Source organism: Piscibacillus halophilus (assembly GCF_900110685.1).
Taxonomy (GTDB): Bacteria; Bacillota; Bacilli; order Bacillales; family Alkalibacillaceae; genus Piscibacillus; species Piscibacillus halophilus.
The window spans coordinates 64617-89912 of the sequence record NZ_FOES01000007.1; the positions used below are offsets into that span (position 1 = coordinate 64617).

At 38.3% G+C, this 25296-nt stretch carries 27 protein-coding genes, 2 pseudogenes and 2 other annotated features; of the genes and pseudogenes, 8 read left to right on the forward strand and 21 right to left on the reverse strand.

Going from position 1 to position 25296, the window contains the following annotated elements:
* Positions 1 to 5: 5 nt before the first annotated feature.
* Genes BMY57_RS05580 through BMY57_RS05590 form a run of 3 tightly spaced genes read right to left on the reverse strand, consistent with a single transcriptional unit; the run spans position 6 to position 2654 of the window.
* Positions 6 to 764 (reverse strand): iron ABC transporter ATP-binding protein, encoded by a 759-nt coding sequence (locus tag BMY57_RS05580; protein ID WP_091773045.1) that lies wholly within the window; start codon positions 762 to 764, stop codon positions 6 to 8.
* Positions 761 to 1711: an iron chelate uptake ABC transporter family permease subunit gene (locus BMY57_RS05585; protein WP_091773046.1), complete on the reverse strand. Its 951-nt coding sequence runs from the start codon at positions 1709 to 1711 to the stop codon at positions 761 to 763. The genes BMY57_RS05580 and BMY57_RS05585 overlap by 4 nt, the downstream gene beginning before the upstream one ends.
* Positions 1704 to 2654 (reverse strand): ABC transporter permease, encoded by a 951-nt coding sequence (locus tag BMY57_RS05590; protein WP_091773047.1) that lies wholly within the window; start codon positions 2652 to 2654, stop codon positions 1704 to 1706. The genes BMY57_RS05585 and BMY57_RS05590 overlap by 8 nt, the downstream gene beginning before the upstream one ends.
* 207 nt (positions 2655 to 2861) lie before the next feature.
* Between BMY57_RS05590 and BMY57_RS05595 the strand changes: the two genes are divergently transcribed.
* The 4 genes from BMY57_RS05595 to BMY57_RS05610 all read left to right on the forward strand — a co-directional run bounded on the left by BMY57_RS05595 (position 2862) and on the right by BMY57_RS05610 (position 7200).
* Positions 2862 to 3509, forward strand: a complete 648-nt coding sequence (locus BMY57_RS05595) for a GntR family transcriptional regulator (protein ID WP_091773048.1) — start codon at positions 2862 to 2864, stop codon at positions 3507 to 3509.
* Between the two features lie 181 nt (positions 3510 to 3690).
* Positions 3691 to 4752, forward strand: coding sequence for a tartrate dehydrogenase (locus BMY57_RS05600; RefSeq protein WP_091773049.1), 1062 nt, complete (start codon positions 3691 to 3693; stop codon positions 4750 to 4752).
* Positions 4753 to 4773: 21 nt separating this feature from the next.
* Entirely contained in the window at positions 4774 to 5919 is a 1146-nt protein-coding gene (locus BMY57_RS05605) for a glycerate kinase (RefSeq protein WP_091773050.1), read from the forward strand.
* Between the two features lie 225 nt (positions 5920 to 6144).
* The gene (locus BMY57_RS05610; RefSeq protein ID WP_091773051.1) at positions 6145 to 7200 is read left to right on the forward strand and encodes a C45 family autoproteolytic acyltransferase/hydrolase; all 1056 of its coding nucleotides are present in this window, start codon (positions 6145 to 6147) and stop codon (positions 7198 to 7200) included.
* Positions 7201 to 7347: 147 nt separating this feature from the next.
* On the opposite strand, the gene BMY57_RS05615 is transcribed toward BMY57_RS05610, so the two are convergent.
* Both BMY57_RS05615 and BMY57_RS05620 read right to left on the reverse strand, forming a co-directional pair.
* On the reverse strand, positions 7348 to 7893 hold the full coding sequence (locus tag BMY57_RS05615) for a DUF7010 family protein (protein ID WP_091773052.1): 546 nt from the start codon (positions 7891 to 7893) through the stop codon (positions 7348 to 7350).
* 91 nt (positions 7894 to 7984) lie between these two features.
* Positions 7985 to 8278: a hypothetical protein gene (locus BMY57_RS05620; RefSeq protein WP_218143534.1), complete on the reverse strand. Its 294-nt coding sequence runs from the start codon at positions 8276 to 8278 to the stop codon at positions 7985 to 7987.
* A gap of 109 nt (positions 8279 to 8387) precedes the next feature.
* Between BMY57_RS05620 and BMY57_RS05625 the strand changes: the two genes are divergently transcribed.
* Complete coding sequence (locus BMY57_RS05625) at positions 8388 to 8948, forward strand: GNAT family N-acetyltransferase (RefSeq protein WP_091773070.1); 561 nt, start codon at positions 8388 to 8390, stop codon at positions 8946 to 8948.
* Between the two features lie 28 nt (positions 8949 to 8976).
* On the opposite strand, the gene BMY57_RS05630 is transcribed toward BMY57_RS05625, so the two are convergent.
* The 9 genes from BMY57_RS05630 to trpE form a co-directional block, all read right to left on the reverse strand.
* Positions 8977 to 9714 (reverse strand): sulfite exporter TauE/SafE family protein, encoded by a 738-nt coding sequence (locus BMY57_RS05630; protein ID WP_091773053.1) that lies wholly within the window; start codon positions 9712 to 9714, stop codon positions 8977 to 8979.
* A gap of 44 nt (positions 9715 to 9758) precedes the next feature.
* Entirely contained in the window at positions 9759 to 10436 is a 678-nt protein-coding gene (locus tag BMY57_RS05635; protein WP_091773054.1) for a hypothetical protein, read from the reverse strand.
* A 71-nt stretch (positions 10437 to 10507) separates the two neighbouring features.
* Positions 10508 to 11317 (reverse strand): tryptophan synthase subunit alpha, encoded by an 810-nt coding sequence (gene trpA, locus BMY57_RS05640; protein WP_439895783.1) that lies wholly within the window; start codon positions 11315 to 11317, stop codon positions 10508 to 10510.
* A 24-nt stretch (positions 11318 to 11341) separates the two neighbouring features.
* Positions 11342 to 12532: a tryptophan synthase subunit beta gene (gene trpB / locus BMY57_RS05645; RefSeq protein WP_091773055.1), complete on the reverse strand. Its 1191-nt coding sequence runs from the start codon at positions 12530 to 12532 to the stop codon at positions 11342 to 11344.
* A complete protein-coding gene (locus BMY57_RS05650; protein WP_091773056.1) occupies positions 12508 to 13146 on the reverse strand; it encodes a phosphoribosylanthranilate isomerase in 639 nt (212 codons plus the stop codon). Before BMY57_RS05650 ends, trpB begins: the two co-directional genes overlap by 25 nt.
* Positions 13147 to 13265: 119 nt before the next feature.
* Entirely contained in the window at positions 13266 to 14051 is a 786-nt protein-coding gene (gene trpC, locus BMY57_RS05655) for an indole-3-glycerol phosphate synthase TrpC (RefSeq protein ID WP_091773057.1), read from the reverse strand.
* On the reverse strand, positions 14048 to 15076 hold the full coding sequence (trpD, locus tag BMY57_RS05660; RefSeq protein ID WP_091773058.1) for an anthranilate phosphoribosyltransferase: 1029 nt from the start codon (positions 15074 to 15076) through the stop codon (positions 14048 to 14050). The genes trpC and trpD overlap by 4 nt, the downstream gene beginning before the upstream one ends.
* Entirely contained in the window at positions 15048 to 15659 is a 612-nt protein-coding gene (locus BMY57_RS05665) for an anthranilate synthase component II (protein ID WP_091773059.1), read from the reverse strand. Before BMY57_RS05665 ends, trpD begins: the two co-directional genes overlap by 29 nt.
* Positions 15660 to 17036 carry an anthranilate synthase component I gene (gene trpE, locus BMY57_RS05670; RefSeq protein ID WP_091773060.1) on the reverse strand — a complete coding sequence of 459 codons (1377 nt, stop codon included), beginning with the start codon at positions 17034 to 17036 and terminating at the stop codon, positions 15660 to 15662.
* A 51-nt stretch (positions 17037 to 17087) separates the two neighbouring features.
* Positions 17088 to 17354, reverse strand: a binding site (T-box leader).
* 54 nt (positions 17355 to 17408) lie between these two features.
* Positions 17409 to 17659: a binding site (T-box leader), on the reverse strand.
* Between the two features lie 182 nt (positions 17660 to 17841).
* Here trpE and BMY57_RS05675 point away from each other — a divergent pair.
* Positions 17842 to 18117, forward strand: a complete 276-nt coding sequence (locus BMY57_RS05675) for a spore morphogenesis/germination protein YwcE (RefSeq protein WP_091773061.1) — start codon at positions 17842 to 17844, stop codon at positions 18115 to 18117.
* 131 nt (positions 18118 to 18248) lie between these two features.
* On the opposite strand, the gene qoxD is transcribed toward BMY57_RS05675, so the two are convergent.
* From qoxD to qoxA, 4 genes are read right to left on the reverse strand one after another with little or no spacing between them, the layout of a single operon-like run.
* Positions 18249 to 18548 (reverse strand): cytochrome aa3 quinol oxidase subunit IV, encoded by a 300-nt coding sequence (gene qoxD / locus BMY57_RS05680; protein ID WP_091773062.1) that lies wholly within the window; start codon positions 18546 to 18548, stop codon positions 18249 to 18251.
* Entirely contained in the window at positions 18549 to 19151 is a 603-nt protein-coding gene (gene qoxC, locus BMY57_RS05685) for a cytochrome aa3 quinol oxidase subunit III (protein WP_091773063.1), read from the reverse strand.
* A 1-nt stretch (position 19152) separates the two neighbouring features.
* Positions 19153 to 21087 (reverse strand): cytochrome aa3 quinol oxidase subunit I, encoded by a 1935-nt coding sequence (gene qoxB, locus BMY57_RS05690; RefSeq protein ID WP_091773064.1) that lies wholly within the window; start codon positions 21085 to 21087, stop codon positions 19153 to 19155.
* Complete coding sequence (gene qoxA, locus BMY57_RS05695; RefSeq protein ID WP_091773065.1) at positions 21077 to 22012, reverse strand: cytochrome aa3 quinol oxidase subunit II; 936 nt, start codon at positions 22010 to 22012, stop codon at positions 21077 to 21079. The genes qoxB and qoxA overlap by 11 nt, the downstream gene beginning before the upstream one ends.
* 226 nt (positions 22013 to 22238) lie before the next feature.
* Here qoxA and BMY57_RS05700 point away from each other — a divergent pair.
* Positions 22239 to 23137: pseudogene (locus BMY57_RS05700) on the forward strand (threonine/serine dehydratase family protein).
* Here the strand turns inward: BMY57_RS05700 and BMY57_RS16260 are convergent.
* Positions 23019 to 23277 (reverse strand): annotated as a pseudogene (locus tag BMY57_RS16260) (VOC family protein); the annotation flags it as partial. The pseudogenes BMY57_RS05700 and BMY57_RS16260 overlap by 119 nt on opposite strands.
* A complete protein-coding gene (locus tag BMY57_RS05705) occupies positions 23277 to 24059 on the reverse strand; it encodes an SRPBCC domain-containing protein (RefSeq protein ID WP_091773066.1) in 783 nt (260 codons plus the stop codon). The pseudogene BMY57_RS16260 and the gene BMY57_RS05705, both read right to left, overlap by 1 nt.
* A 191-nt stretch (positions 24060 to 24250) precedes the next feature.
* On the opposite strand from BMY57_RS05705, the gene BMY57_RS05710 reads away from it, so the two are divergent.
* Entirely contained in the window at positions 24251 to 24877 is a 627-nt protein-coding gene (locus BMY57_RS05710) for a class I SAM-dependent methyltransferase (protein ID WP_091773067.1), read from the forward strand.
* Positions 24878 to 24933: 56 nt separating this feature from the next.
* Here BMY57_RS05710 and BMY57_RS05715 read toward each other — a convergent pair.
* A partial coding sequence (locus tag BMY57_RS05715; RefSeq protein ID WP_143063787.1) for an IS3 family transposase occupies positions 24934 to 25296 on the reverse strand: 363 nt, incomplete at its 5' end.

Genomic DNA, 25296 nt, shown 5'->3' on the forward strand with positions numbered 1-25296 from the left:
GTTTTTTATCCAAAATAAACACACACTTTGCACCGATCTAATTGCTTAATCGGAATGTCCATATCATAAATTTCTTTAAGGTTCACCTGGCTAATCACTTCATCTGTAGGGCCGTGTTTAACCACAACGCCTTCTTTAAGTGCGACAATGTAGTCAGAATAAAATGAAGCAAAATTGATATCGTGAATGACTAGGACGACCGTTTTACCTAACTCATCAACGAGTCGACGCAAAACCTTCATGATTTGAACAGAATGCTTCATGTCTAAGTTATTCAGCGGTTCATCGAGTAAAATGTACTCAGTATCTTGTGCGATCACCATGGAGATAAAGGCACGCTGCCGTTGTCCGCCACTCAGTTCATCTAAAAACTGATCCTGTAAATCTTCGAGTTCCATAAAGGAAATGGCTTCATCGACATGTTTCCAGTCTTCCTCCGTTAGTCGCCCTTGCGAATAAGGGAATCGTCCGAATGATACGAGCTCGCGAACGGTTAAGCGCACATTTAAATGGTTTGACTGTTTTAAAATGGCTACTTTTTTAGATAACTCGTTGTTATTCCATTTCTTCAGTTCCTTACCGTCGACATATACTTCTCCAAGATCTTGTTTGATCATTCGACTGACGGCTGACAACAATGTACTTTTACCCGCACCGTTAGGACCAATAAAAGATGTGATTTTACCTTTTTTTACTTCTACATTGACATTGTTGACGACCGTTTTTTGACCATACTTTTTTGAAAGGTTTTTAATCGCAATCATGCTCGACTCTCCTTTAATAAGAGATAGATAAAATAAACGCCACCTATGAAATTAATGATGACACTGATTGTGGTCGAGAACGTGAACACGCGTTCAACAACTAACTGACCACCGACTAACGAAATGATACTGATTAAAATCGCGCCAACGATTAAAATGCTGTGTCGATAAGTTTTTAAAAATTGATACGCCACATTGGCGACGAGTAATCCTAAAAACGTTATCGGACCAACGAGGACAGTTGCAATTGATATCAGAATCGCAATGACAACAAACAACTGCTTAACGACGGAATCGTAATTAACACCTAAATTAACAGCGTGTTCTTTACCTAATGAAAGAACATCTAAGTATTTGGCGAACCGTAAAAAGTAAAGCGTTGCTAACAACATTAAGACGACCGATATGGAGAACAGTTCTGTGTTGACATTGTTAAAACTTGCAAACATTCGGTCCTGAACGACTTGGAACTCATTTGGATCAATGAGTACTTGCATGAACTCAGATAAACTGCTGAAAAAGGTACCGAAAATAAGACCTATTAAGAGTAAAAAGTAAATGTTTTCGCCCTCGCCTTTAAATAAGAAATGGTAGAGGATCAAGGCGAAACCAATCATCATTCCAACAGAGATGACAAAATTCACATGTTGGTTCATCAATGTCATATGAGTTGAACCAAACACAAAAATAATGAAAGTTTGGATTAATAGATACAGTGAATCGAGCCCGATAATGCTAGGTGTTAAGATTCGGTTATTAGTAATCGTTTGGAACACAACCGTTGAAAATGCAATCGCACTACCTGTAAGAATAATCGCTAGAATTTTCATCGTTCGCTTAGGTAACACATAATCCCAATTGGAAGCATTGAGATCAGTCAATAGGAATACGGCAATTAATGCGATCGCAAGGACGAGTAAGCTGATCAGTTTCGTAGAGTTACGCATATGCTCTTCTCCTTAGCAGTAAATAGATAAAAATGCCGCTTCCAATCACTCCAACAGTTAATCCAATCGGAATTTCATATGGATAAATCATAACGCGTCCTAAAATATCGCATAACAACACAAACACAGCACCAAGCAAAGCTGTATGGGGAAGGTTTTTCTTTAAATGATCCCCTTGATAAATCGAGACGATATTTGGAATGATTAACCCGAGAAAAGGAATTAACCCAACTGTTAAGACCACTGTAGAAGTTACCATCGCCACGATAATCAAACCAATATTCACAATCTGTTTATGATTGAGTCCTAAATTAATAGAAAATTCTTCTCCCATCCCCGCAATCGTGAATTTATTCGCGAAAATGTAAGCGATGACCAACAGTGGAATACTTAAATAAAGTAGTTCATAACGACCACTCATGATCATTGAAAAATCACCTTGTAGCCACGAGGTGATACTTTGGATTAAATCATTTTTATAAGCAAAAAATGTCGTAATCGATCCAATGATATTCCCGAACATAATTCCGACTAGAGGAATGAAAATCGCATCCTTGAACTTAATTTTGTCAAGGATTTTCATAAATATGTAAGTTCCTAGTAGCGCAAAAGTAAAGGCAGTTAATGCCCTTAGCATCGGACTAGATGACGAGAATAATAGAAGTGAGACTAAGATTCCTAGTCTTGCAGAGTCCATAGTCCCAGCAGTTGTAGGGGACACGAACTTGTTACGACTTAATTGCTGCATGATTAATCCACAAATTCCCATGCTCATTCCCGCAATCACAATACTAATAAGGCGAGGGAGACGACTGTGAATCAAAATTTGCTGTTGTGTTTCATCTAGATTGAAAATCTGGCTCGGTGTAATATTTGTGACACCGATAAAAAGTGACACTAAAGATAAAACAATAAGCGCAATCCATAAGTACCTAAGCTTCATGGTTGTTCCAAACTCTCTGTTAATTATTAACTAAATGATAATGATTATCATTCCTACTAAATATTAAACCCTCCAGTAAGTGGAGAGTCAATATCTAATTGAGAATTATTTTTAATTAAGCTATGGCATTTTCTTGAACATTTGATAAACCTATCAATTTTGTATATAGTAAAATCACATAAAAACGGTATTAAGAGAGGTAACCAAATGTTAGAAAAACAGGTGCCATATTATGTTCAGTTTTACCACATGATTAAAAAAATGATTTTTGATGGAGAGTATCAGCCTGGGGAAAGAATTAACGAAACACAACTAGCTCGTGAACATCAAGTAAGTAAAAGCCCGATTCGTGAAGCCATCCGAATTTTAGAGAAAGAAGGACTTCTCATCGTTGAAAAATCAAAGGTCATTGTTTATGAACCTAACATTAAAGACGTGAAGGAAGTTTATTTTTGCAGGCAAGCGCTTGAGTCATTCGCAGTACGATTAACCACTCAAATAGCATCAAACTCTGAAATTCAACAAATAGAAGATACGTTAGATCGTACAGAACAGGCTCTTAAAAATGGGGAAGATTCGAAGATCATTCTTTCATTGAATGAACAGTTTCACAGTTTAATATTGAAGTTTACGAAAAACTCAAGACTTCAAAAACAAGTTGATGATCTTAATAGTTTAGTTCACTATTTTAGAATCTTGAATTTTACGGGAGAACATCGCGCTGAAGATATTCTAAACCAACACAAACAAATTTTTGCTCACATAAAAAATAGAGAAGATGAACAAGCCTCTTCTGCTATGATTAAGCACCTCGATCAAGACGTCCAACATTTACTAAAAGTATTAGAGGATTAAACTGCCTACGTGATGTAGTGCAGTTTTTTTATTTTTTGATCAGCTGACCTCTAAAAATATTTATCTTACTAATCAAGGGAGCAATTAATGCCAAAACCCAATTGCTAAAAGTCAGAATATAGGGTATATTTAAAATAACTTTAATCAGTCGACTGTCGACTTCAATTTAGGAGGATGTAAAATGAAGAAACTGAAGATTGCATCGATTCCAGGAGACGGGATCGGGAAAGAAGTCGTTCCAGCTGCTATTGATGTGTTAGAAACAATTTCGGATTTACACGGAGGACTTAGCTTTGATTTTACGGAATTTCCGTATAGCTGCGATTATTACTTAGAACATGGCGAAATGATGCCTGAGGATGGTTTAAAGCGTTTATCAGATTTTGATTCTATTTTTCTAGGAGCAGTCGGAGACGCAAATCTTGTTCCTGACCATATTTCACTCTGGGGACTTTTGATTAAAATTCGTCGTGAATTCGAGCAAACGATTAATGTTCGTCCAGCCAAACAGTTACCAGGTATTCAATCACCACTAGTTAATCCAAATGATTTCGATCTTTTAGTGGTTCGTGAAAACAGTGAAGGTGAGTACAGTTCTATTGGCGGACGTATTTATCGAGATGAAGATGAGATTGCGATTCAAAACAATGTATTCTCTAGAAAAGCTACAGAACGAGTCATGCGCTTTGCATTTGATCTTGCTACAAAGCGTCAAAAGCGTGTGACGAGTGCTACTAAATCAAATGGAATTGTGTATTCGATGCCATTTTGGGATGAAGTATTTAAAGATGTGTCAAACGATTACCCAGATGTTGAAACCGATCAACAACACATTGATGCGTTAACAGCTTTCTTTGTTACGAACCCAAGTCGTTTTGATGTGCTCGTTGCCAGTAATTTATTCGGAGATATTTTATCTGATGTTGGTGCCGGGATTATGGGGAGTATCGGGGTAGCTCCTGCAGGTAATATTAATGTTAATGGTAAATATCCTTCAATGTTTGAACCTGTTCATGGTTCAGCACCTGATATTATCGGAAAAGGAATTGCCAATCCAATTGGACAGATTTGGACGGCGAAAATGTTACTGGATCATCATGGAGAAGAAGAAATAGGTCAAGTTTTACTAGATGTGATCGAAGAGACGACAAGTGATCGTATTGTGACTGCAGATTTAGGTGGCAAACACACCACAAAAGAAGTGACGGATGAAATTATTAAGCGATTAAAAGCGAAAGCATAGTCCTACCTTAGGGGTGTTAACGTGAAAGTGGTTATTGCGATCGATTCATTTAAAGGTAGTATTTCTTCGATTGATGGAAGTCGAGCAATCTCAGAAGGAATTCGTGAAGTCGATCCTGATGCGGAAATTGTTATGCTGCCTCTCGCTGACGGTGGTGAGGGGACGGTCGATGCCGTAGTTCAGGCGACGGGTGGCCAAGTCATTGAAAAAGAGGTAACAGGTCCTTTGCACAACCGTGTCCAAGCGAAGTATGGGGTCACAGAAGACGGTAAAACAGCCATTATTGAAGTTGCTCAAGCGTGTGGATTGCCGTTAGTTCCTGATTACGAAAAAAATCCGCTAAAAACAACGACATATGGCGTTGGTGAACTTATTTTAGATGCTATTGAAAAAGGATGCCGTCATTTTGTGATCGGACTTGGAGGAAGTGCTACGAATGATGCTGGAGTTGGCATGTTACAGGCATTAGGTGTTCAATTTTTAGATCAAAATGGTGAAGAGGTTGAACTAGGCGGTCAAGCTTTAGGAAAAATTGAGTCCATTGAAAGCAATAATATCGACTCAAGAGTAGATGATTGTGTTTTTCAAGTTGCGTGTGATGTAAATAACCCTTTGTATGGTGAAAATGGAGCGGCTTACATTTTTGGTCCACAAAAAGGAGCCACTGAGAATCAAGTGGTGGCGTTAGACAAAGGGTTAAAACACTTCGCTGACGTTGTTAAACGTGATCTAAACATGGACATATACTCAAAACCTGGTTCAGGTGCGGCCGGAGGGTTAGGAGCAGCCTTTTCCGGTTTTTTAAAAGGAGAATTAGAATCGGGTATTCATTTAACTTTAGATTTAATTAAAATGGAAGAATACCTTGAAGGGTGCGATCTAGTGATAACAGGCGAAGGAATGTTGGACGGTCAAACGTCAATGGGAAAAGTACCAGTTGGTGTCGCAAAAATTGCCCAAAAGCATAATGTTCCTGTAGTTGCACTTGCGGGAGGAATCAATCAAGAAAACTTCCAATTAAATGAACTGGGAATTTCAGGATGTTTTTCCGTTGTTCAAGCACCTATGTCATTAAAAGAAGCCATGAAACGAGATGTGACATATAAAAATTTAAAATTCACTACTAGACAAGTTATTCAAACCATTCGGCATTTTGTTCAAAAATAAAGGAGGATTCCAGCTTAGCTGGAATCCTCCTGTTTATTTTATTTTTTGTTATTTTTCATTAAAACTTTAAGACCTTGCCCGATATCCCCAAACATTTGCTTAACCTCAAAACTTTACCACTATATTATGATAAAGGATTAATGTGTTAAGGTTATTTAGTTTCTTCAAAACTACTTTTTATGTAAAATAATCGTGTAAGTTAACTTAAAGAGGGAATGGTCAACAATGAAACAAATACATAGTGATATTTTTCAATTTAGAGGCACTCATTATGATTTTGGTTTTAAATTAGGAGAAACATTAAGAGATTCATTAACCGTGCGAAACCGTCAACAAGGATGGAAGTTAAAGCATCCAAGATTTGAAATAGATGTTAAAGAGGCGGAAAAACAGTTTAAATTATTTGCCCCTGCTCTTTGGGATGAGATGGAAGGACTACGTGATGGGTTACAGCTTCCAATGGAAGAAGTGTTACGTGATTTTGGTGGTTATCGAGTCGAGCCTGATAAAAGTGGTTGTTCAATTTTCACAACTGAACAATTTATGGTTCGCAATTATGATTTTCATCCATTCACATATGATGGTATGTTCTGTTTATATCAACCCACTGATCAAGGCTATGCCGTCATTGGCCCAACATCACGTATTACTGGACGTATGGACGGTATGAATGAAAAAGGTCTTGTGATGGGTTATAACTTTACACATCGTAAAAAGACTGCTGACGGATTTGTTTGTTATATGGTAGGGAGAATGATTCTTGAAACTTGTGCTACAGTGGATGAAGCTATTGAATTAGTTAAGTCAGTTCCTCACCGGGGAGCTTTTAGTTATAATGTTTTGGATCGCAAAGGAAAAACGTATGTCATTGAAGCTGGACCGAGAGCAGTTGAAGTCAGAGAAGCTAATATATGTACAAATCACTTTGAGATATTAACTGATGAAAACCGTCGTTATTTAAAAGATTCATTGAAACGTATAGAGGTAATTGAACGTCATCAACAAGATCTTTCGGAGCCATTTTCGGCGTTTAAGTTTTTTAATGATTCAGAGGCCGGGGTGTTTGCGGATCAGTATAAAAGTTGGGCAGGAACGATTCATACGTCGCTATACTTACCACATGAAATGGAAGTCTGGTTTACGCTAGGTGCAAATCGTGATCCAGTTGTATTTGATTTTAGAAAATGGCTGAATGGGGAGGATGTGCCATTAACTAGAATGTTTGGTGCAGTTGATACAGATTTAGGGTTCGCCAATATGGATGCAAAACTAAGATCATAGGTATATTTTTTAATAAAAACACATATAATATGATGACTATGGGTGTTCGGTCACTCTAGGTCAAGCATGAAAAGCCCTTGTGATAAAGGGGGGCAACTCGCTTCTAAGCACAGTAACCACCTAAAGAAAGACAGGTGGTTACTTTTTTTATGTATGCCTTTCTACTCTCTTTTTATAGTTAATGAACAATAAACTAATCAATAGGATTAGACCAATGATCATGGTTGTTGATAAAGACCATAATGGGAAATCAAGTGAGTTTAACATTAAAATTAGAACTGATAACACAGGTGCGATGAAATAATATGGCTTCGCATTATAAAACCATCCATAAGGGAAAAGGTGTGCCGCGGTTATGATGGCAAAAACCATAAGCATAGTAGTGGGCTTGTATAAAAACGCCCAAAACACTAACGGAAAATATATAAACTGAGCGACATTTAGTATAAGGCCAAGAATACTTAGAGGGCTGTCATCTTGCTTCCATTCAGCGTTAATCAGATTTGAAAATAGAAGGGCTAAGGGAAACATTATCCCTGTTGTGATAAACATAAAAATATTTTGAGTATTAATTTCTAAATCAATTACAAAGATGATTGTAATAATCGTCCAAATGACAACGGCTGACATGAGAAAACCAATGCCATTTTTACTTCTTTTGGATAGGTCATACCTCAATTCATCGATATTCACGTTTTAACCTCCGAGTTAAATCATATTTTCCTTTTTAAATCGTTCAAATGATTGAACGGTTAATTTTTCAAGTTCTTGGAATAGTTCAAGATCAGTTTTTTTTGAAGTTGAAACACGATTTACCTTGCATGTGCTTCTTTAAATTTGGTGAGAGGTCTTCTAAGAGGTCGGGAAACATGTAGACAGGCATTAAATGGTAGCTGACGTAGTTCTTCTTTATCGTTACTGCTCCGAAGAAATACGGTTTTTTGTTTTTAGGAAATACTTTCTCAGAATCTAAGTAATAAGTGCTATCATTATCCTGTTTTACAACTAAATCATGTTCATAGTTTTTAAGATATGCTTTTAAGTGGTTAAAGATTTCTGGAAAATCAGATTGGCTCATCTTACCAACTCCCTTTTCTTTAGTATATAAGAAAATGAAGGAAATTAATAGACAATGTTGAAAAGGATAGAAAAGGAGGATTTATGATATGACTAAGACGAGTAGTGATTTGAATCCAATTTTAATAGATGTACCGAGCAAGCTTGAAACAGAAAGGTTACTGTTACGTGCCCCAGAGTCGGGAGATGGGGTGGAAGTTAATTCAGCAATTAGATACTCGATTGAAGAACTGCGAGAATGGCTAGTTTTTGCCCAAACAGTACCAGAAGTTCAAGAGACTGAAGCTAATTTAAGAGAGGCTCGGGCTAAATTTATAAATAGGGAAAGTTTGCGTTATTTAATCTTTGATAAAGAAATCAAAGCTCTTATTGGGACGATTAGTTTTGAGAATATAAACTGGAAAATACCTAAAGCAGAAATAGGTTACTGGATCAATACTCATTTTGCTGGGAAAGGTTATATGACAGAGGCCGTAGATCAATTAACGGCGTTTGGATTAGAGTATCTAGGTTTTAAGAGAATTGAGATTTTATGTGACTCCGAGAATCAAAAATCGCGTCAAGTAGCCGAGAGAGCAGGCTATGACTTAGAAGGCATTTTAAAAAATGACGATCGATCAGCTGATGGGGATGAACTGAGAGATACATGTGTATATGCTAGAACGTTATAAAAGCAACTTGGAACTCTATCCAAGTTGCTTATAAAATAACATTATCTATAAAGATATGAATGATTAATGCGGCTGTAACTAATCTGAGTAATGGTTTAACATGTTTTGGTTTGAGTTTCCCTGCAATTCGTACGCCAAGTTGAGATCCTGTTAATGATCCAAGCAGCAGCGCGATCGTTAGTGGCCATATGATTCTACCAGTAGAAATATAACTAATAGAAGCACCAAAGCAACTAGCAAAGGTTGCTACACGCACTAAACCAACTGCACGGTAATAAGCGATATTTAAATAAGAAAATAAATATAACATGAGTGTCCCTTGCCCTGGACCAAACATTCCATCATAGATTCCAATGCTGTAGAGAAGGGGTGTACTTTTTTTAGTCGCTCGAAATGGTTGTTGACCTGAAAAATTAGATTTGCCGATAAAAGAGAAGATGAAGGCGACCACAAGTAGAACAATTGCGACTTTATACATCATATCAGGTGATAAGGATGCTGCAACCAATCCACCGGTGACGCCACCTAACAAACTAATAGGTAAAATTTTTAATCCTTCTTGAATCGTTACCCCTTTTTGACGGTAAACGAGATAAAAACCTTGTAATGAACTGATGGTATTGGCAACTTTATTGGCTCCAATTGCTGAGTGAACCGGCACTCCAAGGACTAACATTGACGGAAGGCTGATTAATCCACCACCTCCAGCGAGCGTGCCTAGTGTTGTTGCGAGTACGCCAATACAATAGATGAGTAAAAATTCCATGTTGTCATCTCCTGTAACATGATAAAAATCCGCCTAGGCGGATTTTACCGAGCTTCATCATATTCAGTTAAATCTTGTTCCATTAACTCAATAATGCGTTTCTCATATTCTTCTAACGACTCATCATCTTCTTGAGGGTATTTTTCTTTGTAATAGAAAAATAGCTTTTCTTGTACGAGATTTTGAGCAAAGCGGTCATACTCCCACTCATACAAGTATTCAGCTTCAGATAAGTCTAGGGCCTCACTTATTTTAACGAAGAAAGGGCGAGCCTGCTTACCGCTTTCGATATAGTTTAATTGTGTTTGAATGTAATCTTGAATTTCTTCATGAGTGACTTCAATTCCGTGTTCATTGTTTGCCCATTCAATAATAGTTTCATTGTTATGTTTATATGCCATAGCTTGGTCCACAAGCGTAATACCTTCAAGCTCTTCGTTTTGAATGACTGCAGATTGGATATGTGTATGGATAATCCAATTCTTGACTTCAGGGTCCTCAATTTCTACTTGTTCATGATTAACTTCAATCGTATCATGTTGTGATTTTAATTCTTCATAGTTTAAGAGAGCTTGTTCAATCAGTGAATCTATGTCTTGTGTTTCACGGGGTTGTGGTTCGTCTTGTACTGCGGTGATGTCCTCTTCGTGAGAAAAAAAGATTTGATAAGCTCCCCATAAAAATACACTACCAATGAGTCCAAATAGGATCCATCTTTTCATATGACTCGCCACCTAATGGTTTAATTAATTTTAACTTAACACATTATGGAAAAATTAGCGAGTAGTTTTGATTAGGCTTTAGGCTCATTTTGTTTGGAAGCATCAATCAAACGATTGATTGAATCATAATCACCTTGCTGGAGTAGTTCAATAATTTTACTCCCTACTATGACTCCATCAGCGATTTTACTCATTTGGATTACATGTTCTGGTGTCGATATACCGAATCCTGCTAACACTGGAACTTGGCTAGAATCTTTTAGTTGTTGGAAGTGCTCTGCTAAATTTTGTGACACTTTCGATCTAGCACCGGTAATTCCATTCACGGTGATCGCATAGGTGAATCCCTGAGACGCCTCCCCCAATTGTTTAATGCGTTCATGAGAACTAGTGAGTGAGACGAGTTGAATAAGGGCGATTTCGGCTTCATTAAGTTTTTCAGAGATTAAGGCTTGTTGTTCAAAAGGTAAATCAGGAATAATCAGCCCATCAACTCCTGCTTCCTTGGCATCTTGTATAAACGCCTCAATTCCATATTTAAATATTGGGTTTATATAAGTCATAAAGATGATTGGAGCGACGATTTGCTCACGTTCTTGTTTTAATAATTGAATGACAGAATTTAACGTGATGTTTTGTTCAAGAGCACGTTTACCTGCTTCTTGAATGGTTGGACCATCAGCTACGGGGTCTGAAAAAGGAATACCTAATTCGATAGCTGTTGCACCCGACTCACTTAAAAATTTTAATGTCGGAATGAGTTGTTCGAGTCCTTCGTCACCAGCCATGACGTAAGGGACAAATATTTTATCACCTTGTTTGTTCGTTGAATTTAACGTGGTCTCTAAATATTTACGACCATGCGTCATTGTTTTAGGCATTGTTCTAACCTCCCATTTTTAATGTTACATTCCAAGCGCATTTTTCACGGATTCTACGTCTTTATCACCTCGACCTGATAGACAAATAATGAGCGTTTCATCACGAGACATGGATTGAGCGAGTTTCATAGCTTGTGCCACGGCGTGTGAACTTTCTAGGGCGGGAATGATTCCTTCTGTGCGGGATAAAAGCTGAAACGCCTCAAGTGCTTCATCATCTGTAACCGAGGTGTATTCCACTCGTTCGGTATCCTTCAAGTAACTGTGCTCTGGACCTACTCCTGGATAATCAAGTCCTGCTGAGATAGAATGGGCTTCTTGAATTTGCCCATGTGCATTTTGGAGTAAATACATCATGGAACCGTGTAAGATCCCGACTGATCCTTTAGTCAATGTTGCAGCGTGACGTTCGGTTTCTACACCCGTACCAGCTGCTTCAACACCATACAATTTAACCTCGGTATCCTCAATGAATGGATAAAACATTCCCATTGCATTGCTACCGCCACCCACACATGCGACAATTGCATCTGGTAAGGTATTTTCTTTTTCTAATATTTGAGCTTTTGTTTCATGACCAATAACACTTTGAAAATCCCGGACCATTTTTGGGAATGGGTGTGGTCCAAGGACAGAACCCATAATGTAATGAGTATCTTCAACGTTTGTTACCCAATATCTTAACGCCTCATTAACGGCATCTTTTAACGTTGCACTGCCTTGATCTACACTTTCAACTCGTGCGCCGAGGAGTTCCATTCGGAAGACATTAAGTTTTTGACGTCGAATATCCTCGGCACCCATGAATATAACGCAATCTAAGTTAAGAAGTGCACAAACTGTTGCTGTAGCGACGCCGTGTTGACCAGCACCTGTTTCAGCGACAACTTTTTTCTTGCCCATTCGCTCAGCTAAAAGTGCCTGACCGATCGTATTGTTGATTTTGTGGGCACCTGTATGGTTTAAATCTTCACGTTTTAAATAAATTTTGGCTCCACCAAGCTGTTCAGATAAATTTTGAGCAAAGTATAGAGGGTTTTCACGTCCGACGTATTCTTTTAATAATTGATGGAGTCTCTTTTTAAATTGGTCATCCTGTATGGCTTCATCATAAGCATTTTCGATCTCTGTGACAGCCCCCATCAAGGTTTCAGGAATATATTTTCCACCGTATTGTCCGAATTGTCCGTTTACATCTGGCTGTGCGTATGACATGTTGATCGCTCCTTTACTTTTTGAATCAATCGTTTAATTTTCTCTGGATCCTTGACCCCATTTGTCTCGACTCCGCTAGATACATCAACCATGGTAGGTCGGGTTCGTTCAATTGCTTGCTTAATGTTATCTTCGTTCAATCCACCTGCAAGGATGAACCGATTACGATCAATGGTTGCTTCTTTTAATAATTCCCAATCGAATGTGGTGCCATTTCCTCCGCGATATGGACCAGTCGCGCTATCAAGTAAAAAATAGCTCGCATTATCGTAGTGGTTTAACCGTTTCAAATCCTGTTCGCTCCCGATTCGCAACGCTTTGATATAAGGGAGGGAGAGACTCTGACAAAATTCTGGTGACTCATCCCCATGTAGTTGAACATAATCTAAGCCCACTTCGCGATTTATTTCTGTAAGCTCTTGTTTTGTTGAGTTTACAAAAACACCGATTTTCTTAATATGATTAGGGACTTGTTTAGCAATATGTCGAGCCTGGTCCACTGTGACTTTTCTTTTACTATTAGCAAAAACAAATCCGATGGCATCGGCCCCAGCATTTACAGCAGCTTCGGCATGCTCTAATTCTTGAATTCCGCAAATTTTAAATTGTGTCATCATCATACTCCTTTGTCTAGTAAAGAGAGTTAAATTCTAGTAATTTTTTTGTCTAGATTTTTTAAAGTCTGTCTAGTAAATTTTGATTTTTGTCTAGAAAAAACAAAAATTTGTCTAGATTAATCTTGAAATTGTCTAGTGACTTGCAATTCTCCTAATGATTCAACCACTGTACCACTTAACATCAGTGACTCTCCAACGAGAATGCCATGGACTCCAGCCTTGGCAACACGTTTAGCGTCAGCATGACTTTTAATCCCGCTTTCACTAATAATGATGGTGTTAGGGTCTGTGATTTTACTGGCTAGTTTTTCGGTTACGCTAAGGTCAACGTTGAAAGTCTTCAAATCACGGTTGTTGATTCCAATGATATTAGCGCCTACTTCAAATGCAACCTCTAGCTCCGCTTCATGATGAACTTCTAATAAAACTTCTAAGCCTTGATTTCTAGCATACAGATAAAGCTCTTTTAGTCGATTTAAATCAAGGGCAGCTGCAATTAATAAAATGACATTAGCTCCAGCCTGACGAGCTCGATCGATTTGAATCTCGTCGATGATGAAATCTTTGTTTAATATAGGTAGATCAACGGTTTGACGGACATCCGATAAATCTTCCATCGAACCTTTGAAAAATGGACCATCCGTTAAGACAGAAATGGCAGAAGCCCCGCCTTGTTCATATAGATTCGCCTGCTCATTTGGTTCCATCCCGACGTTGATATCACCTTTTGAAGGAGAGGCACGTTTGATTTCAGCAATAACGGATAGTTGGTCAGTTTTTAAAAACCTATCATAAAATGATGTCTTAGATTGTTGCGGTTCACTGCGGTAGTCTAAACCGATTTGTTTAAGGGTCTGAACTTCTTCTTTTTTCGTTTCTAAAATCTTATGAAGGATGGTCATGATGACATCGCCTGCTTTCTATTTTGGCTAAATTCGATAAGGTGGTTTAGTTTTTCAAGAGCACGACCAGATTCAATACTTTCTCTAGCCCGATCAACACCGTCTTTAATGTTTGAAGCAATGCCTGCTGAGTAAAGGCCAAGTCCAGCATTCAACAATACGGTATCTAGGTAAGCACTAGGCTCGCCGTTAAGAACACTTAATAAAATTTCAGCGTTCTTCTTAGCATCTCCACCGCGAATCTCATCGTTTGAATACATGCTTAGTCCAACATCCTCTGGTTTTAATGTAAAAGGAATGAGGTCACCTTTATCGAGTAAAACCATATGATTTTCTCCTGCAAGAGATGCTTCATCCATATAGCCAGCTCCATTGATGACAATGCTGCGTGAGCGACCAAGTTGATTTAATACTGCCGCCATTTTCATCAACATGTCACGTCGGTAGACCCCTAAAAACTGGGTTTCAAGCTCGACGGGGTTAGTTAAAGGTCCAATCAAGTTAAAAATAGTCGGAACCCCTAGGTCATTTCGAACCTTCATAATTCGCTTCAAACGTGGGTGGACGTATGGTGCGAATAAAAAGGCAATGCCATTCGTTTCGAGAAGTTCTTCAACCTCTTCACCTGTAAAATCAAGTGAAATGCCGAGCTTTTCTAATACGTCTGCGCTTCCTGTTTTACTTGATACACTTCGGTTTCCGTGTTTAGCGATTTTTGCTCCAGCTCCGGCTAATACAAAAGCGGAGGTGGTGCTAATGTTAAAACTGCTTGATCCGTCTCCACCTGTCCCACAGTTATCCATGACCCCTGTAACCGTGTGGTGGATTGTCATCGCATTTTCTCTTAACACTTCTACGATGGCTGCAATTTCATCCGCTGATTCACCTCTAACTCGTAAAGCGGTTAAAACGGAGGCAATTTCACTGTCAGATGTATCTTCATCAAACAACGCCTGTGCAACTTCTCTCATTTCATCTTTCATTAACTGTTCACCATTAGTTAACTTTTTTAATAACTTGTTCATGTTCATGCTCCTTTCGAATCGTTAATAAAAATTGCTTTAAAATACGCTTTCCATTCGACGTGCCGATAGATTCAGGGTGGAATTGGAGTCCGTAAACGGGATATTTTTGGTGCTTGATGGCCATCAATTCACCGTCATCCATTGCGACAGCTAATTTTTTAATAGTAGGGGGGAGCGTTATTGAATCGATCACTAATGAGTGATACCGCATTACTTCAACCGGCTGTGGTAAATATTGAAAAAGGCCAGAACCATTATGACGAATTCTCGATGTTTTTCCGTGTTTAACTTCTTTTGCACGCTTCACTTCTGCCCCAAATGCAGCTCCTATAGCCTGATGTCCTAAACATATTCCAAGAATCGGGATCGCATGGTAGAACTCCTTAATGATTGGAACACTTAACCCAGCTTTTTCTGGTTTCCCTGGTCCTGGTGAGATAATTAGGGCCTCTGGGTTCATATCATAAATGTCTCGAATGGTCACTTGATCGTTCCGTTTAACTACGACATCTGCACCCAACTCTTTTAAGTATTGAAAAAGGTTATAAGTAAAAGAGTCATAGTTATCAATAAGCAAGATCAATTAATTCACCTCCAGTAACGCTCGTGCCTTATTTAAAGTCTCTTCAAACTCATTATTTGGTAAAGAGTCGTGCACCACGCCAGCACCTGCTTGGACGTGCGCTTTTTGATCCTTTATAACCATCGTTCTGATCGCTAAAGCAAAATCGAGTTGTCCGTTAATCGCTATATAACCGACAGCTCCTGAATAAACGCCTCGCTTAACGTTTTCTAGCTGATTTAAAATTTGCATCGCCCTAATTTTAGGTGCTCCACTGACAGTTCCAGCGGGTAAACATGCTTTTAATGCCTGTAGTGATGACTGATTTTGATCTAATTCACCTGTAACTTCTGAGACAATGTGCATGACGTAACGGTAACGTTCAATCACCATGTATTTCGTTAGCTCAATGGTTCCTGGCTTACAAATCCGTCCTAAATCATTTCTTCCTAAATCCACCAGCATTTTATGTTCCGCTATTTCTTTTTCATCGTTTAATAGATCATGCTCTAATGCCAAGTCCTCACCATCTGTCGCTCCACGTTTTCTCGTTCCAGCAATCGGGTTGGTCGTGACAGTCTTTCCATGTACTTTAATTAAACTTTCTGGTGAGGCTCCAACAACTGTGTAATCACCAAAATCAATATAAAACATGTAGGGTGAAGGGTTTGTTTTTCTTAATTTTCGATAAAAACTAAACGGATCACCCTCATAATTCGCGGATAATCTTTGGGACAAGACCGCTTGGAAGATATCACCTTCTAAAATATGCTTTTTGATTTGAGCAACTTTTGATTCAAAGTCATGTTGTTCAATATTTGATTGGAAAGGGGAGAGGCGGAACTGCTTTAACACTTGCTCCTGTCCTTCCTCTAATTGGCGCTCCATATCGTCTAATGTTGCATGAAGCTGTGTTTTTTCTTCTGTAATCCAGCGCTCCACAGCGATTAAATAGATTTTTTGCATCAAATGGTCATAAACGAATACTTTTTCATAAAACATTAAGTGAATATCTGGCATGTCAAGTGAATCCGGGAGTTCGTTCCCAATCTCTTCAAATTGTCGAACTGTATCATAAGCAACGTATCCAATTCCACCAGTTGGAAAAGGGACATCTATCGGTAAATCTAGATCCTTACGAAGAAGAGATTCCAATACCTTAAACGGTTGATTGATCTCGGTTCGTCTCGTTTCATTTATGACATTATGGTGTTCAACTTGTTGATTCAATGCTTTGATTTCATAAAAGGGATTAGCTCCAATTATGGAATATCGCCCTGACTTTTCATGCTTTAGTGAACTTTCAAGTAAAAATTTTTTCTTCCCACTTAGCTTTAGAAAAATTGAAATGGGAGTGTGTGTATCACCTTCGATTATTCGGTAACTCATTTGAACCATCATGATTCCTCCTTATAAAAAAAGTCCTCTGCAAACACAAACCATGTGTTTACAGAGGACGATTAGATCGCGGTGCCACCTCAATTGGAAAGTGAAGACACTTTCCCGCTCAATTCAGGTACGGGAAGTCGACGTAGGGGGCAAGTCGTCTTCCGATACCCTATCCTGATAACGGTGGAGGCCGGGTTTCCATACTCGCTAAGCTTTCAGGTCACCTCTCGTAAGTCCATTCGGTATAACGTATCGTGCTAGCTCTCACCATTACTAGCTCTCTGTAACGAATCCGCTATACTTACTACTCTTACTCGTTGATTTAGTTTATGCTAATGGGTTCGACTTTTTTAGCAAATAAAAAAAGGTTTCCCATCCTAATAAAAGGACGGAAAACCCGTGGTGCCACCTTTGTTGACTGTATGCACAGTCCACTTTATCCGTATCGAAGCTTATGCTTGAATACGTGTCCCTTGTAACGATGAGACGTTCGCCAGCCATACTAATAACCTAACGTTACGTTGGGCTGGAGGCTCAGAAGTCCATTCCTTTTACGTCCTACGCTAGTTCACACCAACCACTAGCTCTCTGTAGTATTCGGTAAAAGTACTCCTCTTCATCAATGCCGAACCGTTTCTAAATTGTTATTGAATATCATATGATGATTTTAAAAAGATGTCAACAAATAAATTGAAAAAACCTTTAGACTCTCTAATTAAAAATTTATTGAGATAATTAAAAATGTCTTTTTTGTGTCAAAATTATGGATGATTTGTTACAATAATAGTAACAGTAATGGACGGAGGTGAACAAAATGGGTGTTGTGATGATGTTTATGATTTTAGCAAGCGTTGCACCTTATTTGTTTTACCAATTGAACAAAAAATGGTTAGCTAGTTTACAAGCAATTTTAGTAGTAGGCATGTGGTTTTATGCGATTAATATTTCATTAGTTGGAGTCACTCCTGGGGTATTTTCAATAACTTGGAGTTCGTTTTATTTAAGCTTGATTTTGGCTGAAGTTGCTTGGGTGATGTTTATTATCCACGTCGTTAAAACGACTGAAAAAACGACATTAAGTTACGAATAAGGGTTAGGATATAAGAAATAATTTTAAAAGAAACCCGAACTATACTAGATCTAGTATAGTTCGGATTTTTTAATGTGATTTATTTGTTTTTCTAGTCGTTTTATATTCTAATGACTCAGTCTTTTATTATTCTAAAAGGCATAAACCATCACGAAAATGGAGCCTGCAACGACAATGGATGCCGTGACAAATCCATGAAACATCATATTCCACGGCACATGACCATTTTTACTTTCTGGTTCAACTATATGCATAAACATAATGAGTTGAATCCCCGCTTGAATAACCGCTAGCAACATAATAATCGTGATGATCCAATTTGTTGATAAATCTGATCCAATAGTCGTCCAAGCAGCTAAAATCGTTAATAAGATTGATAGGACAAATCCAATGATGTGGTGAGTTGGAATTCTTTTAGTTTGGTTTGACATTTAAACCACCATCCCAATCAAGTAAACACTTGTAAAAATAAAAATCCAAATAACATCGAGAAAGTGCCAGTACAAGCTAATAATAAACACTTTTCGACTCGTGACTTTTGTAATGCCTTTTTTAAATAGTTGGATAAGGAGTAAAATCGCCCAACCGATCCCCAATGTTACGTGTAATCCGTGTGTTCCGGCTAATACGTAAAAGCTAGACCAGTAAGCGCTTGAAGGAAGCGTAGCACCTTCATGCGAGTAATGGATGAACTCATAGACTTCAAAGCCTAAAAACCCTAAGCCTAGAGCAAGTGTGATGATCATCCATGTAATTAGTCCTTTGTTAGAGCCATGACGCATTTGATGAATCGCAATCCCACACGTAAAACTACTTGTTAGGAGTAAAAAGGTCATCACTAATACGATGTCCAATTCGAATAATTCACTAGGTGTTGGAGCGTCAGCCGTTCTTCCGAATAATACCGCATAAGTCGCGAATAGAGTCGAAAATAGAACGACCTCAGCTGCTAAGAAAATCCAGAATCCTAGTATACTCATCTGGTTATGTTCTGTTTGGTATTCTAATGGGGCATGGTTAACATTTGTTGACATTTTATAACCCCCTCAATGATCTTTCAGTTTCTTTTATTTCTTCAACTTCGACATGGTGACCATCATCTTCGTCGAATGAACGAATAACCATCATGATGAGGACACCTACTAAGAAAATGACCGATAAGGTAATCCACTCAAATACAAGCGCAAAACTAGCCATAAAGAGTAATGCCATCATAATAAATGGCTGACCAGAGTTATTTGGCATGTGAATAGGCTTGAGTTTGCTCTCATCATAAGTCGTTTCGTTACGTTTTTTCATCTCAACAAACGCGTCAATGTCTCTAATGGTTGGTAGAGTTGCAAAGTTATAATGTGGGATTGGCGTCGGTGTAGCCCACTCAAGTGTACGGCCATCCCATGAATCACCAGTCGTTTCTCGTTGACTAGTTCGATAGCTGTAATAGATGTTAAAGACAAATAACGCAAATCCAGCACCCATTCCAAACGCACCAACCGTTGAAATGAAGTTTAATGTAAACCATTCTGGTGCCGTATCGAATAGTCGACGTGGCATACCGTCTAACCCTAAGAAATATTGTGGCAAGAAGGTTACGTGAAAACCAATTACGAATAACCAAAAACTTAATTTCCCTAACTTCTCATTTAACTTATGACCAAACATTTTCGGATACCAATATTCAAGCCCTGCAAAACAAGCAAAGACTGTACCAGCAATCAATACATAGTGGAAGTGTGCGATTAAAAAGTATGAGTTATGAAACTGGTAATCTGCTGCTGCCATACCGAGCATAACACCCGTTACTCCACCGATGACAAAGCTTGGAATAAAGGCCAAAGCCCACATCATAGGGGTGGTAAATTGAATTTTTGATTTATACAAGGTTCCTAACCAGTTAAATATTTTAACCCCTGTTGGGACGGCAATGAGCATGGTTGAAACAGAGAATACAGAGTTAACAAAGGCTCCTGCCCCCATCGTAAAGAAGTGGTGGACCCACACAAGAAAGCTCAATCCTGCAATTAGAATCATAGACCAGACCATCGCATGGTAACCAAATATACGCTTTTTGGCAAAAGTCGCAATGACTTCAGAAAAGATCCCGAATGCAGGAAGGATGACAATATAAACTTCTGGGTGTCCCCACATCCAGAATAAGTTTGCCCACATCATCGGTAACCCTTCACCTGTAAGAGTGAAAAATTGAGAGCCAAAAATACGATCAATGGTCATTAAAGCTAATGCGACCGTTAAAATTGGAAATGCAAATATGATAATGAACGATGTAACAAGTGTTGACCATGAGAAAATCGGCATCTTAAATAACTTCATACCTGGAGCTCTCATTTTTAGTATAGTAACCATTAAGTTAATACCTGTTGCTAGAGTTCCAATACCAGAAAGCTGTAAACCTAGTAAATAGAAATTCTGACCAGGTCCAGGGTTCATGGCTGCACCGGCAAGTGGTGTGTAACTGGTCCATCCGGCATCAGGTGATCCCCCGATGACGAATGAAATATTAAATAATAGAGCCCCGAAGAAGAATGACCAGAAACTTAAAGCATTTACAAAAGGAAATGCAAAGTCTCTTGCTCCTATCTGCAATGGAACAATAATATTCATTAAGCCAATTAAAAACGGCATTGCCATAAAAATAATCATAATGGTGCCATGTGTCGTAAATATTTCATTGTAATGTTGAGCATTTAAAAAGTTAAGGTCTGGAAATGCAAGTTGGACACGCATCATTAATGCATCAACGCCACCGCGAAATAGCATAGCTAATGCACTTAAAATGTACATGACCCCGATTTTTTTATGATCAACAGTCGTCAACCATTCTCTCCATAACCAACCCCATTTTTTAAAATAGGTTAATAGAAAGATCATCGCGCTAGTTACTAGAACAATAGAAACCATTCCTGCATAGATTAATGGCTCACCCGTTACAAAAAATTCATCAAGATTCATTGTCGTCACCTTCTTCCTCTTCGACGTTTAAACTTTTAATGTGAAGGTGTTGGTTATAAGCATCGAAGTGTTGTTTAACCGCATAATCACTATCCATCATCTTTCCATGATCGACCCACTCTAAATGGGTGTTAGAAAAGGCCATTTTTCCAATGATTCCAGGTTCTAATAGTTCATCATACTGTTCTTGGGTTAACTTAGGTTTTTCGTTTTGGATTTGACTAACCCACTGATTAAAATCCTCTTCACTCTCGGCGTAAACTTTAAATGTTTGAAGGGAAAAACCTTCACCATTGTAGTTGGAATTACGGCCATCATAGACGCCTTCTTCATCGGCTTGAAGATAAAGGACCGTCTCCATTCCAGCCATGTTATATTTCTGTCCGCCAAGAGCTGGAATCCATAATGCGGCCATTGAGTCAGCTGAAGATAAGCGAAACTCAATCGCACGGTCAGTTGGAATATGCAAGTAGTTAACTGTTTCTATGTCCTGTTCAGGATAACTAAAAAACCATTTCCAATCTGCAGAAGTCGCATGAATCACAAGTGGTTCTTTGTCGTTGGATGATTCAGGCGGTTTTTCCAAGTCGAACAGCGTTTCAACTGTCGGAATAGAGAGTAATGTCACAATGATTAAAGGAATCGCTGTCCAGAGAATTTCTACTTTAATATTCCCGTGAAGTTCAGGATCATAGTCTTGATCACCCCGACCTGGTCGATCGCGATATTTAAATATCATGTAGCCAAATAGTCCAAAGACCACGACTACAATCCCTAACATAAACCAAAGGGAATACATAATTAGATCTTTTTGACTTTGACCGACAGGACCTTTTGGATTTAAGACGGTTAAATCACTGCATCCACTTAGGATAAGCCCCAAAATTCCCATCGCCATTAAAAGGGTTATTTTTTTATACTTCATGAAATCCCACTCCAATTATGGTTCATCGAATTTGATTTCCATTTTACATAAGAGATATACCACATTAGAACCTTGTTAACTCTTTTGTTAAATAAACATCACAGATTTGTTGAAGTGTTGACATAAACTGTTCAAAAAGAGAAACTAAGTAAATATTCAAATAATTTAGGTGGGAGTTGATGGAATGGTTCAGTTGGAGGATATTATAAGAGCCCGTGGTCGGATTATGAATATTGCAAAGAAAACACCTATCATTAAATCTCATCAGCTGTCAGATCGAGTGGGCGCACAAGTTTTTCTAAAGTCAGAGCATTTGCAGACAACAGGGTCTTTTAAAATACGAGGAGCTACGAATCGAGTCATGCAGGCTAAAGAAGAAGGTGCACGATTAGTCACCGCTGCTTCATCTGGAAATCATGGTCAGGCTGTTGCCTATATTGCCAATCAGCTTGATATTCCTGCTACAATTGTCGTTCCAACAGATGCCAATGAGAGTAAGGTGAATGCGATTAGAGAATATCATGGAGCCATCGATTACTGTGGGACAACTTCAGCAGAGAGAATACCTAGAGCTATAACATTAGCTGAAGAACTTAATGGTGTATTTATTCCGCCTTATGACCACCCGGATATTATAGCAGGTCAAGGGACAGTCGGGTTAGAAATTTTGGAGCAAATTGAAAATGTGGATACCGTCATCGTACCTGTTGGTGGTGGAGGCTTAAGTTCGGGAGTTTTAACGGCTATTAAGGAAAAAAGCCTAATATTCGTGTGGTCGGTGTAGAACCGGAACTCGGTCATGATACAAAAATTTCTCTTGAGAAAGGAGAGGTGACCTCGGTTTCAGGGACTGACCAAACGATTGCGGACGGTTTAAGAACCACTCAACCAGGAGACCTAACTTTTCCGATTTTACAAAAATATATGGATGATCTCGTGTTGGTGAGTGAGGACGATATTCGATATGCGATGAGTTTCGTCATGGAACGTATGAAACAACTAATCGAAAGTAAACGGCATAATGATCTTGACCTCCCGCAAATGGGTGCTGGTCTCGATATAATATTGGAACACCTTTCTTCATTAACTTATACGTCATGTCATCAACATCTTGAGGAGAGTTAGCGTAAAAAGCTAAGTGATTTAACCCTGTCCGTCGACGATGGTATGGAACATCAAGATATGTAGAACCATCCCCAAAAAGCGAGAGATTTCTTAAGATTGGAGACGTACAATTCGATATGATGCAATACCCCTCTGCTCATTAGGCTCTTACTTTCCCATTTTCTACATAATCTTTTAAAAACTCATCTAATAATTCTTGCCATCCTTCATCATGCATTTGATGCCATTCAGGATCGAGAAGTCCGACTGCGTGATGTGAAAGTTTTAAAATCGTATATTCACCATCTTCTTCAAGTTTATATGAATAAGCACTGTCAACCGCCCCTTTCATACCTAATAATCCATTAAGACGTAATTCTTGATTTTCTTTAACGTAAGTAACAGTTCCCCATAAAGCCCCGCCGTCTTCATTTGTTTCCATAAATAGACCACCAGGTGTTGCATCAAGCGTCAGTCTCGTATTCTCACCTTTAAAGGCACTGTACGTCCACCATTTACTTATGTCTGTTGTAAGAGCATTGAACACCTCTTCTCTAGAACCTTTAATCTTAATTTCTTGTTCGATTTTAAATGAATCGTGTACTAAACCTGTCATTTGACGTCCTCCTTCAATTTGATTTTTAAGAGATAATAGATTCTCACTTTGTAATTCTTCATACTGACTAACCCACCTGTTGTGTACGGTTTGAAGTGGTACAACATTCAAATAATTAATTCTTAATCGTCCTTCTTTACGAGATAAAATGAGTTGACTATCTTCGAGTGTCTTAAGATGTTTCATTACAGCGTAACGACTGATGTCAGGAAAATGTGAGACGAGCTCTCCTGTAGTAGAGGGGTTATTTTTGACATAATCGAGGATTCGACGTCTAACAGGATGGGCTAATGCTTTAAATACTAATGTTATGTCGTTTTCGTTCAACTCAAAACCCCATTTCTAGTTATTTATGTGACTAAAAGGTAACATGTTGATGTTAGTCTTGTCAATCTTCTGAAAAATATTGAGATTTATTCAGATTTAATTTATGTTAAATATAATGAGATTTAGAGGAGTGATCGTGATGAAACAGGTAAGAATTCATTCAGATTATCAAAATATTGGAGGAAGTCATTTTGTTAAGATCGTCAAAGGAGACAAAAGAATTATTTAATCAATGGGCAACTTCATATGATGAAGATTTAGAACATGCATCGGGTCCATTATACGGTTATCAAGAAAGTTTAAATCTTGCTAAAGAAATTTTTCCGGTTAAAAAAGGAGCCAAACTACTGGATATAGGGATTGGGACTGGAGCGTTTGCCAATCTGTTAAGACTCAAAGACACAGAAGTTTGGGGAATTGATCTTTCAGAAGCCATGATTGAACAATGTCAAGTTAAACATCCTGACTTTCATTTAAAGGTGGGGACATTTATAGACGCAAATGTTGACGAAACATTTGATTATGTTGTATCTAGCTTTTGTTTTCATGAAGTCAATCCGGAGGAACGAGAAAAAGATCTTCGTGTGACACATCAATTATTAAAGACTCATGGAAAGTTACTCATCTTAGATATCATGTTCGCATCTAATAGAGCGGTAGAAGAAGGGCGCCAATCAATCGGAAAGTATTGGGATTCATCAGAAGATTATTCAATCATCGGTGAATTGGATGAAAAATTGAGGAAAGTCGGCTTTCAAGGTATTCGATTTATTCAAACAGGCCCGTATCATTGGGGTGTCGTAGCTGAAAAAAGATAATAAAAAAGGTCTCAAGTGGGTGAACTGTACCCTCAAAAGTGGACAGTTTTAAAAAACTAGACAGCTAAAAGATGATCTCGATATTGATTCGGGGTCATCTTTTTTAGTGTCCATTGATATCTTGATATGTTGTAATTTAACACATATTCATTGATTAATGAATTCAATTCTTCGATGGTATGACAACTCTTTATATCTACTTCATCTTTCAAATGGCCAAAGAAGGATTCCATCGGTGCGTTGTCCCAACAGTTTCCCTTTCGGGACATGGATTGTGTAAAACCTTGCTCATTAATTTCTTTTTGAAATTCTGGATGTGTATAATGAAACCCTTGATCAGAATGAAAGTAACTCTCAAGTGGAACTTCAAAGCCATTCTCAAATAAATTCTTTAACGTATTATACACTAAATCCATTTT